This is a genomic window from Massilia niabensis (assembly GCF_042655085.1).
Lineage (GTDB): Bacteria > Pseudomonadota > Gammaproteobacteria > Burkholderiales > Burkholderiaceae_D > Telluria > Telluria niabensis.
Genome location: NZ_JBHSMU010000015.1, coordinates 615,158 through 629,357 on the forward strand (window position 1 = coordinate 615,158; position 14,200 = coordinate 629,357).

The following is a 14,200-nucleotide window of genomic DNA, read 5'->3' on the forward strand; positions in this document are numbered from 1 at the left end:
CAGCTATAACTGCCCGTGCTCGGCGAACGAGTGCACCTGTGTCCCGGCCACCACAAAATGGTCGAGCACGCGCACGTCAATCAGGGCCAGCGCCTTGACCAGCGCGTGCGTGAGCGTCAGGTCCGCTTCGCTCGGCTGGGCCATGCCGGAAGGGTGGTTATGCGCCAGCATGACGCCCGAGGCGTTGCGCCGCAGGGCCGCCATCACGACTTCGCGCGGATAGACGCTGGTGTGGGTGAGGGTGCCTCTAAACATTTCCTGGGCGTCGATCAGGCGGTTCTTGACGTCGACGAACAGCACCACGAAGGATTCGTAGGCCTGCAAGCTGAACTTGCCGCGCAGGTAGTTCTTCACGACGTCGGGCGAACAGAGCGCCTGGCGGAAGAATTCTTCGGAGATCGCGCGGCGCGACAGTTCCATGACCGCCTGCAGTTGCGCGTATTTCGCCAGGCCGAGGCCATTGACCTGCGAAAACTCTTGCGGAGTGGCGTGCAGCAGGCGCTGCAGCGAGCCAAAGTGTTCCAGCATGTGGCCGCCGAGTTCGACCGCGCTGCGCCCGCGCACGCCGACACGCAGGAAAATGGCCAGCAGTTCGGCGTTCGACAGCGCCGCCGCCCCTTCGCGCGCCAGCCGTTCGCGCGGCCGGTCCTGTTCCGGCCAATGGTTGATCCCCATAATCCCTCGCTCGATTGCGCAAGCCGGCAAGGACGCCGTGCTGCGTGAGTTCGGATTATCGGGAGACCGCTGGCATGCGTACTGATCGGATCGAAACGTGCGGCCGGTCGGGCAATACTCAGGTACTTGGCATGCCCTCGAAACTGACTGGCGTGCTCGCACCAGGTTTGCGCCGGACCACAACCGTGCCGGCCAGTTTGTCGTGCCATCCCTGCTTGCGCGCATCAAAACCCACCCAGATATATCCCAGGAAGAGCCCGATTATCGACACGTAATAGCCGACGTAACGGATGATGAACTGGGTCACGGTCGGCTTGCCGCCGGTACGGGCGTCGACAATCGTGGCGCCGATGGCCATCTTGCCGGGCGTACTGCCCAGCTTGCACCAGAGAACAATGACGAGAATGGCGGGGATGACATAGGAGATGACAAAGTCGGCCGGCCCGTAGATGAAGCCTTCATAGTCCCAATAGGCGCGGCCATAGATCGCGAACAGGGGAGGTATGGTGATCAACAACAAAATGACGGTGTCGATCAGCGACGCCCATACGCGCAGCCAGAAGCCCGTGTATTCCAGATCCGCTTCCTGTTTCATGTCGCCTTCTCCTTGTTTGATTTCTATTTTGCAATAACAAAAAAGATAACACTGTTGTTATCCCAAGCGCAACCTATCGGCTTGGACGGCTGGCGCGCGCTCTCCGCGCGAAGCGCCATCCCGGTGTCGCGCCGCTGCCAAAAAAAGCAGCGCCCGGAGGTGGGAACGAGGCGGGAAGCGCAGCGGTGGCTTACAATAGCGGTTTGCCCGTCCTGATCAAGAACATGTCCAACGCTTCCCCTGCTGTCGTCACCGAATCGGCCTACCTCACCTTGCATTATCGTCTCGCCGGCGCCGACGGGACCGACATCGTCACGACCTTCGGCACCAATCCTGCGACCCTGATGCTGGGCCAGGGCCAGCTTGCCCCTTTCCTCGAAGAGCGCCTGCTCGGCATGGCGGAGGGCGAGCACAAGACGTTCACCCTGAGCCCGCTCGACGCCTTCGGCGAACGCAACCCCGAGCTGCTGCAGTGGGTGTCGAAGGCGACCCTGGACGAGAACTCGGTGCCCGGTGCCGACTACAAAGCCGGTGACCTGGTCGACTTCGCCGCGCCAGGCGGTGGCCGTTTTGCCGGCATGCTGCGCGAGATGCGCGATGACGCGGCCTTGTTCGACTTCAACCACCCGCTGGCCGGCCAGTCGCTGCACTTCGAAGTCAAACTGATTTCTGTCCTGTAATTAAGGAAAAGATGATGGAAAACGAGATTCTGCTTGCCCAGCCGCGCGGCTTTTGCGCCGGCGTCGACCGTGCCATCGAGATCGTCGAACGCGCCCTGGAGCAGTTCGGCGCGCCGATCTACGTGCGCCACGAGATCGTCCACAACGCCTATGTCGTGGCCGACCTGCGCAACAAGGGAGCCATCTTCATCGAGAACCTCGACGATGTCCCGGCCGGCAACACGCTGGTGTTCTCGGCCCATGGCGTCTCGAAGGCCGTGCGCGCGGAAGCCGAGTCGCGCGGCCTGAAGATTTTCGACGCGACCTGCCCGCTGGTCACCAAGGTGCACGTCGAAGTGTCGAAGATGCGCAAGGGCGGTGCCGAGATCATCATGATCGGCCACGATGGACACCCGGAAGTCGAAGGCACGATGGGCCAGGCGGAAGAGGGCATGCACCTGGTCGAGACGGTCGAGGACGTGGCAACGCTGCAGGTTGCGAATCCCGATAACGTTGCCTACGTGTCGCAGACCACACTGTCGGTCGACGACACCGCCGAGATCATCGCGGCCCTGAAAGCGCGTTTCCCTAACATTGCGGAACCGAAGAAGGGCGACATCTGCTACGCCACCACCAACCGCCAGGAAGCCGTGAAATTCATGGCGCCGCAGGTGGACGTCGTGGTCGTGGTCGGCAGCCCGAACAGCTCGAACTCGAACCGCCTGCGCGAAGTGGCCGACAAGATGGGCACGCCGGCCTATATGGTCGACAATGCCGCCGGCATCAACCCGGACTGGATCGTCGGCAGAAAGCGGATCGGCGTCACCGCCGGCGCCTCGGCGCCGGAAGTGCTGGTGCAGGCCGTGATCGACCGCCTCAAGGAGCTGGGCGGGGCCAGCGTGCGTGCGCTCGAGGGCGTCGAAGAGCACGTCACTTTCCCGCTGCCGAAGGGCCTGGACGCACCAAGGGTTGAGGTGGCATAAGCCCTTTTGCTGACTAACCGGCGCCGCAACAATTTAACGTTGTGAGTTGAACAAAAACCTCGCTATGATGGCGGCGTTCGGAATTTTTTGTCTTGGCAACAAGCCATGAAGCGGCACTCCGGTCATTCGGGGTGCCGTTTTTGTTATCGGAAGAAGAAAGCGGCGCAAACATGGAGACTTTTGTCCAGCAGATACTCAACGGACTGGTGCTAGGCAGCATGTACGCACTGGTCGCGCTTGGGTACACGATGGTCTACGGGGTGCTCAACCTCATTAACTTCGCCCACGGCGACGTGCTGATGATCGGCGCCATGGTCGGCCTGTCGATCCTGCAGCTGCTGGACAGTTATTTCCCTGGCCTGCCGGGCTACCTCCAGCTTGCCGTTGCCATCCTCGGCGCCATTCCCGTCGCCATGCTGGTGAACGTGCTGATCGAGCGCGTCGCCTACCGCCGCCTGCGCACCGCGCCGCGCCTGGCGCCCCTGATCACCGCCATCGGCGTCTCGATCCTGCTGCAGACCTTCGTGATGGCGATGCCGTTCTGGGGCCGCAACCCGCTGCCTTTCCCGCAACTGCTCTCGAGCGACCCGATCATGATCGGCGGCGCCATGATTTCGCAGACCCAGGTGCTGCTGCTGGTGCTGGCCGCCGCCGCCATGGTCGGCCTGGTGCTGCTGGTCGAGCGCACCAAGATGGGGCGCGCGATGCGCGCCGTCGCCGAAAACCCGCGCGTGGCCGGCCTGATGGGCGTCGACTCGAACAGCGTGATCGTCGCCACCTTTGCCATCGGCGCCGCGCTGGCGGCCGTGGCCGGAGTGATGTGGGGCGCCAACTACGCATCGATCACGTTCACCATGGGCGTGCTGCCGGGCCTGAAGGCGTTTTGCGCGGCGGTGCTGGGCGGGATCGGCAACATCTACGGCGCCATGATCGGCGGCCTGCTGCTGGGCATCATCGAGGCGCTCGGCGCCGGCTATATCGGCGACCTGACCGGGGGTTTCCTGGGCAGCCATTACCAGGACATCTTCGCCTTCGTGGTGCTGATCCTGGTGCTCACCCTGCGACCGTCCGGCATCATGGGCGAGCGCGTGGCGGACCGCGCATAAAGGACGATGACCATGGCACTCCTGACTTTCGACGTCCACCACCATCCGCGCAAGGCCTGGATCACGATGGGCCTGCTGCTGGCCCTGATGCTGGCCTTCCCGTTCTTTGCCGCCCAGTACGGCAACTCGTGGGTGCGCATCATCGACATCGCGCTGCTCTACATCATGCTGGCGCTCGGCCTGAACATCGTGGTCGGCTTCGCCGGCCTGCTCGACCTTGGCTACATCGCCTTCTTCGCGGTCGGCGCCTATCTCACCGGGCTGTTCGCGTCGCCCCAGTTCGCGGCCCTGCTCGAATCGGTGGTGAACTACCATCCGGCGATCGGTGCGGCGCTGGTCGCCGTGTTCGGCCCCGAAATCGCCCTGAACGGCATCCACCTGTCGGTGTGGGCGATCGTCCCGCTGGCGGGGCTGGTGGCGGCGCTGTTCGGCGCCTTGCTGGGCGCGCCGACGCTGAAACTGCGTGGCGACTATCTGGCCATCGTGACGCTCGGTTTCGGCGAGATCATCCGCATCTTCATGAACAACCTGAACGACCCGATCAATTTCACGAATGGGCCGCAGGGCATCAACATGATCGATCCGATCCGCATCTTCGGCGTCTCGCTCGCTGGCGAAGCGGGCTCGCAGTCGACCGTATATATCGGCGGTTACGGCATGCCCTCGGTGAACGCCTATTATTTCCTGTTCCTGTTCCTGTGCATCGCCACCATCTTCATTACCAGCCGCCTCCAGCATTCGCGCCTGGGCCGGGCCTGGGTCGCGATCCGCGAAGATGAGATCGCGGCGAAAGCCATGGGCATCAACACGCGTAACGTCAAGCTGCTGGCGTTCTCGATGGGCGCCTCGTTCGGCGGCGTGGCCGGCGCCATGTTCGCCGCCTTCCAGGGCTTTGTTTCTCCAGAATCGTTCTCGCTGACGGAATCGATCGCCGTGCTGGCGATGGTGGTGCTGGGCGGTATCGGCCACATCCCGGGCGTGGTGCTGGGCGGCGTGCTGCTCGCGGCCTTGCCGGAAGTGCTGCGCCATGTGGTGGAACCGACGCAGATGGCGCTGTTCGGCAAGGTCGTGATCGAAGCCGAAGTGCTGCGCCAGCTGCTGTATGGCCTGGCGCTGGTGCTGATCATGCTGGTGCGCCCGGCCGGCGTGTGGCCGTCGCCGAACCGCGAAGACCGCCCGACCGCGGCGCTGGCCCGCGATGACGAGAAGGAGGCGGCCGCCTGAGGCGCCGACGATTATGAGTGAGCAATTACTTTTAAATGTATCCGGCGTAAATAAACGCTTCGGCGGCCTGCAGGCGCTGACCGATGTCGGCATCCAGATCCAGCGTGGCCAGGTGGTTGGCCTGATCGGGCCGAACGGCGCCGGCAAGACCACTTTCTTCAACGTCATCACCGGGCTGTACCAGCCCGACAGCGGCAGTTTTGAACTGGCCGGCAAGGCGTATTCGCCCTCGGCCCCGCACGCGGTGGCGAAAGCGGGCATTGCCCGCACCTTCCAGAATATCCGCCTGTTCGGCGAAATGACGGCGCTGGAGAACGTGATGGTCGGGCGCCACGTGCGCACGAAGCAGGGCGTGTTCGGCGCCATCTTCCGCCACAAGGCGGCCCGTGAAGAAGAAAACGCGATCCGCCTGCGCGCCCAGGAACTGCTCGATTTCGTTGGCATCGGCCAGTTCGGCAACCGCACCGCGAAATTCCTGTCGTATGGCGACCAGCGCCGCCTGGAGATCGCGCGCGCCCTGGCCACCGACCCGCAACTGCTGGCGCTGGACGAGCCGGCGGCCGGCATGAACGCCACCGAAAAGCTGGCCCTGCGCGAGCTGCTGGTCAAGATCAAGAATGAAGGCAAGACCGTGCTCCTGATTGAACACGACGTGAAACTGATGATGGGCCTGTGCGACCGCATCACCGTGCTCGAGTACGGCAAGCGCATCGCCGAAGGCATGCCGTCCGAGATCCAGAAAGACCCGGCGGTGATCGCGGCCTACCTCGGGGGTGCACACTGATGAGCGACAGCATCCTCAAAATCGCCGGGCTAAAGGTGTCCTACGGCGGCATCAAGGCCGTCAAGGGCCTCGACCTGGAAGTGAACCGGGGCGAACTCGTCACGCTGATCGGCGCCAACGGCGCAGGCAAGACGACGACCCTGAAAGCCATCACCGGCACGCTCCCCGCCTGCAAGGTGGAAGGATCGATTTCCTATCTCGGCAAGCCACTTGCCGGCATGCAGTCGCACCAGCTGGTGCAGCAAAAGCTGGCGATGGTGCCCGAAGGGCGCGGGGTCTTCACCCGCATGACCATCCATGAGAACCTCTTGATGGGCGCCTACACGCGCAACGACAAGGCGGACATCGAGCGCGATATCGAGAAGTGGTTCGGCGTGTTCCCGCGCTTGAAGGAGCGATCCACGCAACTGGCCGGCACCCTGTCCGGCGGCGAGCAGCAGATGCTGGCGATGGCGCGCGCCCTGATGTGCCACCCGACGCTGCTCCTGCTCGATGAACCCTCGATGGGGCTGGCGCCGATCATGGTCGAAAAGATTTTCGAAGTCATTCGCGACGTCTCAAAGCAGGGCATCACGATGCTGCTGGTCGAACAGAACGCGCGCCTCGCGCTGCAGGCCGCGCACCGGGCCTATGTGATGGATTCGGGTGTCGTGACCATGACCGGCGACGCCCGTGCCATGCTGGACGACCCGCGGGTGCAGGCGGCCTATCTGGGAGAATAAGTTCGGGGAGAATAAGCCCGCTGAGGCCGTACCGGGTTTCGTAGGGTGGGCTCTTGAGCCCACACGGTGCAGCGTATGCAAAAACGGGCAGCGTAAACGCCAGCGGGGCCGCCTGAATGATCAGGCGGCCCCGCTGTTCTTTACGGCCCGCCGGAGCGGGCGATGTAAAGCTGGAACTTAGGCTGCAGCAGCCGAAGCGGTGTTGGCGGCAGCGCCAGGTGCTTTGGCGGCAGCCTGGGTGAACTGCGTCACGGCGTTGTTCACGTTGTTTTCGATGGCCTCGACCGCCTGCTTGGTGGTCTTGCTGAACTGCTCGTAGCCGGCGTTGGCGTTGCTGATCGCGGTCTTGACGGCGGCAACGAAGGTTTCCGAACCGGCAGGGGCGTTCTTGCTCACTTCGTCGACCAGGGCGATGACCTTGCGGTTCGCTTCGACGATCTGGCCTTCAGCGGCTTTCGAGAACTCGGCGCCGGTACCGGTGGCGATGGCGGCCAGTTGACGGTTGTAGGCGACAGCCTTTTCAGCAGCAGGCTGGGCCTGGGAAGCAGCAACCTGGAAGAACTCTTGCGGAGCCTTGGCCGACAGCAGCTGGCGTGCAGTGTTCGAATTGCTTTCCATGGCGGCGCGTGCGGTGGCGATGTTCAGCTCGACCAGCTTTTCAACGCTTTCAAAGGTCTTCGCGCTCAGCGACGAAAACAGGGCGAATTGGGTTTCGAAATTGGCTTTGGTGGCATTCGAGAATTGCTCTGGGATTGCAAACATGTAGATCTCCAAACAAACGTTATAGGAAGGTATGCTGCTGGAACCGGTGTTTCTGGTCCCTTAACCGGTGCGCTCGAAAGGATTGTGCACCGCAACAGAACGCAGTTTTGCTCATTTTTGAAAGTGAGTCAAGCGAATTTGGTGCATTGCACCATACTGGCCTCGTCTGTTGTTTTGTTGCATCCGAAGAAATACTGAACGGCAATAAATCTTGCTTGGACGTCCCAGGTGAAGACGTTTGCTCCACCGCAAACTCTCGCACTGCCGCATGGTAGACTTGCCTTTGCGCCAATCGGAATCCGCTATCCGGTCCTTGGCGCCCCGATTCCGACCATGGCCGACACGACCGCAACTTCAGGACCCACGCACCGCTGGCTGATGCCGGCTTTTTTCGTTGTCCTGTGGAGCACCGGTTTTATCGTCGCCAAATTCGGCCTGCCATATGCGCCGCCGCTGACCTTCCTGCTGCTGCGTTGCACAGGCGTCCTGCTGGTGCTGCTGCCGCTGCTGCTGGTGTGGCGCGCGCCCTGGCCGCACGGGCGCGTGAAGCACATCGCGATTGCGGGCCTGCTGCTGCAGGCGGGTTATCTGGGCGGCGTCTGGAGCGCAATCAAGATCGGCATGCCGGCGGGACTATCGGCCCTGATCGTCGGCCTGCAGCCGATCCTCACGGCCGTGGCCGCACCCCTGATCGGCGAGCGCGTGCGCCCGCGCCAGTGGCTGGGCCTGTTGCTGGGCCTGGGCGGCGTGGCGCTGGTGGTGGCCGCAAAAATCGAGACCGACGGACTATTCGCGAGGTCGATCCTGTATTGTGTACTGGCGCTGGTGTCGATCACCGCCGGCACGCTCTACCAGAAGCGCTTTTGCCCCAGTTTCGATTTGCGGACCGGCACCGCGATCCAGTTCGCGGTCTCGGTTGCGGCACTGCTGCCGCTTGCGATTTTTCTGGAACAGTTCGATTTGTCGTTGTCTAAAGTAGAGTGGGGGGCGCGCTTCATCGGCTCGCTGCTGTGGTCGATCTTCGCGCTGTCGATCGGCGCGATCTTCCTGCTGTTCCGGCTCATCAGCCGGGGCGCCGCACTCGAGGTAACGAGCCTGCTTTACCTGACCCCGCCGACGACCGCCATCATGGCCTGGCTGCTGTTCGGCGAAACGCTCGGTCCAGTCGCCCTGGTGGGCATGGTGGTGGCCGTCGCCGGGGTCGCATTCGTCGTCAAGAAGCCGTCGTCCGCAGTCGTCGTCCGCAGTCCTCGTTAGAATCGGGAGTTGAAATGATTTCAAGCCAACCACAAGAAGCGGTCGATGCCGCGATCACGTCGCGCCGGTCGATCCGCGCCTTCCTCGACAAGCCGGTCGAGCGCGATGACATCGCGCGCATTCTGGAGGTGGCGGCGCGCGCGCCGTCCGGCACCAACACGCAGCCGTGGAAGGTCTACGTTCTGACCGGCGCGGCGCGGACCCGGCTCTCCGACGCGATCCTGGCCGTGCACCTCGACCCTGCCCAGTCGCGCCAGCACACCGAGGAGTACGCCTACTATCCGCGCGAATGGGTGTCGCCCTTCGTCGACCGCCGCCGCAAGGTCGGTTGGGACCTGTACAGCCTGCTCGGCCTGACGCGTGACAACAAGGAAGGCATGGCCGCCCAGCACGCGCGCAATTTCCGCTTTTTCGACGCGCCCGTCGGCCTCATCTTCACGATCGACCGCGTAATGGAGCAGGGCTCCTGGCTCGACTACGGCATGTTCTTGCAGAACATCATGGTGGCGGCGCGCGGGCGCGGGCTCGACACCTGCCCGCAGGCTGCGTTCACGCAGTACCACCGGGTCATTGCCGAGCAATTGAGCCTGCCGGCCAACGAAACGGTGGTGTGCGGCATGGCGCTGGGCTGGGCCGATCCGGCCCGGGTGGAAAACACGCTCGTCACCGAGCGCGAGCCAATCGGTTCTTTCGTCCATTTCATGGAATGACAGCTTGGGCTGACATGCCGAAATGGCATGTTGCGCCGCGAATACAAGTGAAAAACAAGCGCGCAATTGCTGTCCACTTGCGCGCCGCATTTCGTTGTATTGCGGCAAAATAGCAGGGTGAATGTTAAATTCGCTTGCAGTTGAGTTGGGGTTGAATACACTGGGGCAGTGCCTCATCCGTTCCGTGCGAAAGAAAGTAGAAAATGTTGAAGCTCGTATTGGCCGCCCTGATATCGCTGTTCCTGGTAGCCGAGCCCGTTTCGGCCGCAGGGGCGGGCGCGGGCGCAGGCGCCGGCGAGAGGGCCGGTTCCGCGAAGGGCAAGCGCCCTGTCGCCAAGAAAAAGGTCGTCAAGAAAACGTCCGCCAAGGCCAAGCGCCAGGGCAAGCGCAAGGAAACCGCGCACCTGATCGCCGCCGACAAGCGCCAGCGCATGGTGCGCCGTGTCGAAACCGTGCGCGGCAAGCGCCGCGTGACCTACCATGTGGCGCGCCGCGCCGCGCCCATCATCATCGCGCCCGCGCTGCGCACCGTCGGCGACATGGCCGGCCTGCACCAGACGCGCGATGCGCTGTCGCTGCGTTCGAGCGTGGCGCTGGTGCTCGACCAGAATACGTCCGAAGTGCTGTTCGAAAAAAATGCCAACGTCGCGCTGCCGATCGCCTCGATCACCAAGCTGATGACCGGGCTGATCGTCGTCGAAGCGAACCAGAACCTGAACGACGTTCTTACCATTACCAACGACGACGTCGACCGCCACAAGTACAGCAGCTCGCGCCTGCCTGTCGGCGCGCGCATGACCCGCAACAATATGCTGCACATTGCGCTGATGAGTTCGGAAAACCGGGCGGCATCGGCCCTGGGACGCAACTACCCGGGAGGCATTAACGGTTTCGTCGCCGCGATGAATGCCAAGGCGCGCGAACTGGGCATGAACGAAACGCGCTACGTCGATGCCAGCGGCCTGTCGAGCCAGAACGTGTCGAGCGCGCGCGACCTGGCGAAACTGGTCGCCTACGCACACCAGAAGCCGCTGCTGCGCCAGTATTCGACCGATCCGAACTGGGTGGTCGAGGCCAGCGGCCGGCCCATGCGCTACAACAATACCAACTACCTGGTGGCGCTCCCGGACTGGAACATCGGCCTGCAAAAGACCGGTTTCATCAACGAAGCAGGGCGCTGCCTCGTGATGCAGGCCATGATCCAGGGCCGCAACGTGATCATGGTGTTCCTCGACTCGAAGGGCAAGATGTCGCGGACGGCGGACGCCGGCCGTATGCGCCGCTGGCTCGAAGCGCTCACGCCCGACACGCTCGCGGCACCCGTCACCACTACCACGACGGCCGCCTCGGCTGCCACGGAAGCGGCCCATGCGGCCCACGCCGCATTCCGGCCCGTGACGGTGCCGACCATCCGCTGACGACGGCGTCCCTTATCCGGGCACAATAACGACAACGGCGCCCGCGGGCGCCGTTGTTGCATCTGGACGGAGGAAAGCCGGAAGATCAGACCGGTGCCGGCCGAAAGCCCAGCGTCGACGAAATCTGCCCGGCGGTCTGCACCAGGTCGTCCAGCCACTCGTCCTGCAGGCGGTCGGCTGGCGCCGAGATCGACAGGCCGGCCACCAGTTTGCCGCTGTCGTCGTAGATGCCGGCCGCCATGCAGCGCACCCCCAGTTCCAGCTCCTCGTTGTCGCGCGCATAGCCGCGCGCGCGCACCAGGCTCAGTTCGCGCTCGAGCTTGGCCGGGTCGGTGATGGAATTCTTGTTGTGGCCGGCAAGACCGGTGCGGGTGGCATAGGCCCGGATCGCCTTGGCTTCGTCGACGGACAGGAACAGCTTGCCGGTGGACGTGAGGTGCAGCGGGCCGCGCCCGCCGATGGCGCGCACCACCTGCATGCCCGAACGCTCGGAAAAGGCGCGGTCGATATACACGATTTCGTCGCCCTGGCGCACCGACAGGTTGACCGTCTGCTGAGTTTTCTTGTGCAGGGCGCGCATGTAATCGAGCGCCGCCTCGCGCACCGACAGCCGGCTTTTCACGACATTGCCCAGTTCCAGCAGGCGCATGCCAAGGCGGTAGGTGCCGGGCTCGACGCGGTCGACGAAACGCGTGGCCACCATGTCGTTCAGGATGCGGTGCGCGGTCGATGGATGCAGGCCGGAGACTTTCGACAATTCCTTCAGGCTGACCGGGTCGGGATAGGTCGCCAGCGCATCGAGTAACGCGACCATACGCTCAATCACCTGGATCGATGTCTTGGGCGGTTCGAGTGTTTCGATTTTCATGATGTGGTTGGTGCAGTGCGGTATCGTTCCATACTTTATACCATAATGCGAAACACGGCCAAGCATTCCCTGCCGGTCGCAGTCGAAGGTGAAGCACTTTCCCGGCCATACCCGGAACAGGCATAATGACCGTTCTGCATGTCTTCTTGGAAATATAATGGAACAACCCACCAGCGAGTTCAAGAGTAAAGCCGGGCTAAAGCGCATATATAACGCGTCGAGCTACGCGATCCAGGGCCTGGCCGCAGCCTGGCGCACCGAACATTCCTTCCGCCAGGAAGTGCTGGTGTTCGCGCTCGCCGTGATTTTCGCCTTCGTGCTGCCGGTGTCCGGCTTCCAGAAACTGGTGCTGATTGGCGTCGTGTTGCTGGTACTGATCGTTGAGCTCATCAATTCGGCGATCGAAGCGGTCGTCGACCGTATTTCGCTCGAGCGCCATCCCTTGTCGAAAAACGCCAAGGACTTCGGCGGCGCCGCGGTCGGGCTGACGATCCTGCTGGCGGCCATCACCTGGGGCACAGTGCTCTACAGCCGCTTCATGTGAAAATAAGGTGACAAGACAGCAAGCTTATTAAAAATGACGCAAAATGGCCGGATGGCCTGTGCGGCGTCATGGTGACGCCGCGGCGCCGGTCCACTAGGAGATAACCATGACTTTACGCCTGGGCGACATCGCCCCCGACTTCGAGCAGGATTCCAGCATCGGCCGCATTCGCTTCCATGAGTGGGCAGGGGACTCCTGGGTGGTGCTGTTCTCGCATCCGGCCGACTTCACGCCGGTGTGCACGACCGAACTGGGCCTGACAGCCAAACTCAAGCCGGAATTCGACAAGCGCAACGTGAAGGCGATCGCGCTGTCGGTCGACCCGGCCGAGCAGCACCGCACCTGGATCCGCGACATCGAAGAAACCCAGCAGACCGTGGTGGGCTTCCCGATCATCGCCGACGCCGATAAAACGGTCTCGACCCTGTACGACATGATCCACCCGGAAATGTCGGCCACGGCCACGGTGCGTTCGCTGTTCGTGATCGACCCGAACAAGAAGATCCGCCTGACGATCACCTATCCGATGAGCACCGGCCGCAACTTCGACGAAGTGCTGCGCGTGATCGACGCGCTGCAGCTGACCGACGGCTACACGGTGGCCACGCCCGGCAACTGGAAGGATGGCGATGACGTGATCATTCCGCTGACCGTGCAGGATCCGGCCGTGATCGCGGAAAAATATCCGAAGGGGTTTACTGCACCGCGTCCGTATCTGCGCCTGACGCCGCAGCCGAACAAGTAAGCGTTTTTCGTAGGGTGTGGCCGGGCCGAGCAGGCTCCCCCCACGCGGTATGGCACGGTCCCGATGCCGAACCGCGTCCGTGAGACCGCGTGGGCGGAGCCCACCCTACAACTTCCCGCATATCGACATGCCGTCAATGGCACCCGCCTTCCGCACCATCTCCACCGCACGCATAAGCAAATAAGAAACCCATCGTTTGTCCCACGGCTGACCCGGCTTACTCTTGGGCTCACTAAGGGACAAGCATGCTATTGACATATATCACCGCCGGCTTCGCGGTCGGGCTTCTGGTAGGGATGACGGGCGTGGGCGGCGGGTCGCTGATGACGCCGTTGTTGACGCTGATGTTCGGCGTTTCGCCGACGGTTGCGGTCGGCACCGACCTCGCATTCGCCTCCGTCACCAAGGGCGCCGGCACCATCACCCACCGCTTCAACAACACCGTCGACTGGGCCATCGTGCGCCGCCTGTGCATCGGCGCGCTGCCGGCGGCGCTCGCCGCCACGCTGGCGCTGAAGTACTTCGGAGCGCTCGACGCCCGGCTTGGCCAGATCATCCGCTACTCGATCGCCGGTTCGGTGATGCTGACCGTCGTGGCGCTGCTGTTCCGGCGCCGCATGCTGGCCTGGGTCCAGGCCAAGCCGGGCCGCCAGCTGCAGGGCAGGGCGCTCGCGAACGCGACCATTTTCTCCGGCGCCGTGCTCGGCGTGCTGGTCACCGTTTCCTCGATCGGCGCCGGCGCCATCGGCGCGACCCTGCTCGTGATGCTGTATCCGAAACTCACGCCGGCGGAAGTCGCCGGAACCGACATCGCCTACGCCGTGCCACTAACGGCCATTGCCGCGCTCGGACACTGGTGGCTCGGCTCGATTGACTGGATGCTGCTGGTGACCTTGCTGGTCGGATCCGTTCCCGGTATCACCCTCGGTTCGATGCTGGCGCGCAAGGTGCCGGAACGCTTCCTGCGCGGCCTGCTGGCGGTCACCCTGACCGGCGTTGCGGCGAAGCTGGTTTTGTAAGGATCAGCTGGACGTATCAGATTCGCCTCGCTAATAGCGTAATTCGTCTATGCAAATGAAGATTACTTCGTTTGGTTTATGAGTTGTAAGTGAGATTATTACGATCCATTAGAAGAATTCGTAATAAGG

General features: G+C 63.0%; 16 protein-coding genes. 12 read left to right on the forward strand and 4 right to left on the reverse strand.

Annotation, left to right across the window (positions count from 1 at the left end; translation table 11 throughout):
• Nucleotides 1–3: 3 nt before the first annotated feature.
• The gene (gene radC, locus ACFPN5_RS17185) at nucleotides 4–675 is read right to left on the reverse strand and encodes a RadC family protein (protein WP_379784997.1); all 672 of its coding nucleotides are present in this window, start codon (nucleotides 673–675) and stop codon (nucleotides 4–6) included.
• A 118-nt stretch (nucleotides 676–793) separates the two neighbouring features.
• Complete coding sequence (locus ACFPN5_RS17190) at nucleotides 794–1,270, reverse strand: RDD family protein (protein ID WP_379784998.1); 477 nt, start codon at nucleotides 1,268–1,270, stop codon at nucleotides 794–796.
• A gap of 224 nt (nucleotides 1,271–1,494) precedes the next feature.
• Between ACFPN5_RS17190 and ACFPN5_RS17195 the strand changes: the two genes are divergently transcribed.
• The 6 genes from ACFPN5_RS17195 to ACFPN5_RS17220 all read left to right on the forward strand — a co-directional run bounded on the left by ACFPN5_RS17195 (nucleotide 1,495) and on the right by ACFPN5_RS17220 (nucleotide 6,748).
• Nucleotides 1,495–1,950, forward strand: coding sequence for an FKBP-type peptidyl-prolyl cis-trans isomerase (locus ACFPN5_RS17195; protein WP_379784999.1), 456 nt, complete (start codon nucleotides 1,495–1,497; stop codon nucleotides 1,948–1,950).
• 14 nt (nucleotides 1,951–1,964) lie between these two features.
• Complete coding sequence (ispH, locus tag ACFPN5_RS17200; protein WP_379785000.1) at nucleotides 1,965–2,912, forward strand: 4-hydroxy-3-methylbut-2-enyl diphosphate reductase; 948 nt, start codon at nucleotides 1,965–1,967, stop codon at nucleotides 2,910–2,912.
• Nucleotides 2,913–3,082: 170 nt separating this feature from the next.
• A complete protein-coding gene (locus ACFPN5_RS17205) occupies nucleotides 3,083–4,018 on the forward strand; it encodes a branched-chain amino acid ABC transporter permease (protein ID WP_379785001.1) in 936 nt (311 codons plus the stop codon).
• 12 nt (nucleotides 4,019–4,030) lie between these two features.
• Nucleotides 4,031–5,242 (forward strand): ABC transporter permease subunit, encoded by a 1,212-nt coding sequence (locus ACFPN5_RS17210; RefSeq protein ID WP_379785002.1) that lies wholly within the window; start codon nucleotides 4,031–4,033, stop codon nucleotides 5,240–5,242.
• A 13-nt stretch (nucleotides 5,243–5,255) separates the two neighbouring features.
• Complete coding sequence (locus ACFPN5_RS17215) at nucleotides 5,256–6,026, forward strand: ABC transporter ATP-binding protein (protein ID WP_379785003.1); 771 nt, start codon at nucleotides 5,256–5,258, stop codon at nucleotides 6,024–6,026.
• Nucleotides 6,026–6,748, forward strand: a complete 723-nt coding sequence (locus ACFPN5_RS17220) for an ABC transporter ATP-binding protein (protein WP_379785004.1) — start codon at nucleotides 6,026–6,028, stop codon at nucleotides 6,746–6,748. The genes ACFPN5_RS17215 and ACFPN5_RS17220 overlap by 1 nt, the downstream gene beginning before the upstream one ends.
• 177 nt (nucleotides 6,749–6,925) lie before the next feature.
• Here the strand turns inward: ACFPN5_RS17220 and phaP are convergent, their stop codons facing one another.
• Complete coding sequence (gene phaP / locus ACFPN5_RS17225) at nucleotides 6,926–7,510, reverse strand: TIGR01841 family phasin (protein ID WP_379785005.1); 585 nt, start codon at nucleotides 7,508–7,510, stop codon at nucleotides 6,926–6,928.
• A 333-nt stretch (nucleotides 7,511–7,843) separates the two neighbouring features.
• On the opposite strand from phaP, the gene ACFPN5_RS17230 reads away from it, so the two are divergent.
• The 3 genes from ACFPN5_RS17230 to ACFPN5_RS17240 all read left to right on the forward strand — a co-directional run bounded on the left by ACFPN5_RS17230 (nucleotide 7,844) and on the right by ACFPN5_RS17240 (nucleotide 10,895).
• The gene (locus ACFPN5_RS17230) at nucleotides 7,844–8,767 is read left to right on the forward strand and encodes a DMT family transporter (RefSeq protein WP_379785006.1); all 924 of its coding nucleotides are present in this window, start codon (nucleotides 7,844–7,846) and stop codon (nucleotides 8,765–8,767) included.
• A 14-nt stretch (nucleotides 8,768–8,781) separates the two neighbouring features.
• Nucleotides 8,782–9,477 carry a nitroreductase gene (locus tag ACFPN5_RS17235; RefSeq protein ID WP_379785007.1) on the forward strand — a complete coding sequence of 232 codons (696 nt, stop codon included), beginning with the start codon at nucleotides 8,782–8,784 and terminating at the stop codon, nucleotides 9,475–9,477.
• A gap of 203 nt (nucleotides 9,478–9,680) precedes the next feature.
• A complete protein-coding gene (locus ACFPN5_RS17240) occupies nucleotides 9,681–10,895 on the forward strand; it encodes a serine hydrolase (RefSeq protein WP_379785008.1) in 1,215 nt (404 codons plus the stop codon).
• Between the two features lie 85 nt (nucleotides 10,896–10,980).
• On the opposite strand, the gene ACFPN5_RS17245 is transcribed toward ACFPN5_RS17240, so the two are convergent.
• Complete coding sequence (locus tag ACFPN5_RS17245) at nucleotides 10,981–11,763, reverse strand: IclR family transcriptional regulator (RefSeq protein ID WP_379785009.1); 783 nt, start codon at nucleotides 11,761–11,763, stop codon at nucleotides 10,981–10,983.
• Between the two features lie 157 nt (nucleotides 11,764–11,920).
• Between ACFPN5_RS17245 and ACFPN5_RS17250 the strand changes: the two genes are divergently transcribed.
• From ACFPN5_RS17250 to ACFPN5_RS17260, 3 genes are all read left to right on the forward strand, one after another.
• Complete coding sequence (locus tag ACFPN5_RS17250; protein WP_379785010.1) at nucleotides 11,921–12,307, forward strand: diacylglycerol kinase; 387 nt, start codon at nucleotides 11,921–11,923, stop codon at nucleotides 12,305–12,307.
• Between the two features lie 106 nt (nucleotides 12,308–12,413).
• The gene (locus tag ACFPN5_RS17255; RefSeq protein WP_379785011.1) at nucleotides 12,414–13,052 is read left to right on the forward strand and encodes a peroxiredoxin; all 639 of its coding nucleotides are present in this window, start codon (nucleotides 12,414–12,416) and stop codon (nucleotides 13,050–13,052) included.
• A gap of 245 nt (nucleotides 13,053–13,297) precedes the next feature.
• On the forward strand, nucleotides 13,298–14,071 hold the full coding sequence (locus ACFPN5_RS17260; RefSeq protein WP_379785012.1) for a sulfite exporter TauE/SafE family protein: 774 nt from the start codon (nucleotides 13,298–13,300) through the stop codon (nucleotides 14,069–14,071).
• Nucleotides 14,072–14,200 lie beyond the last annotated feature (129 nt).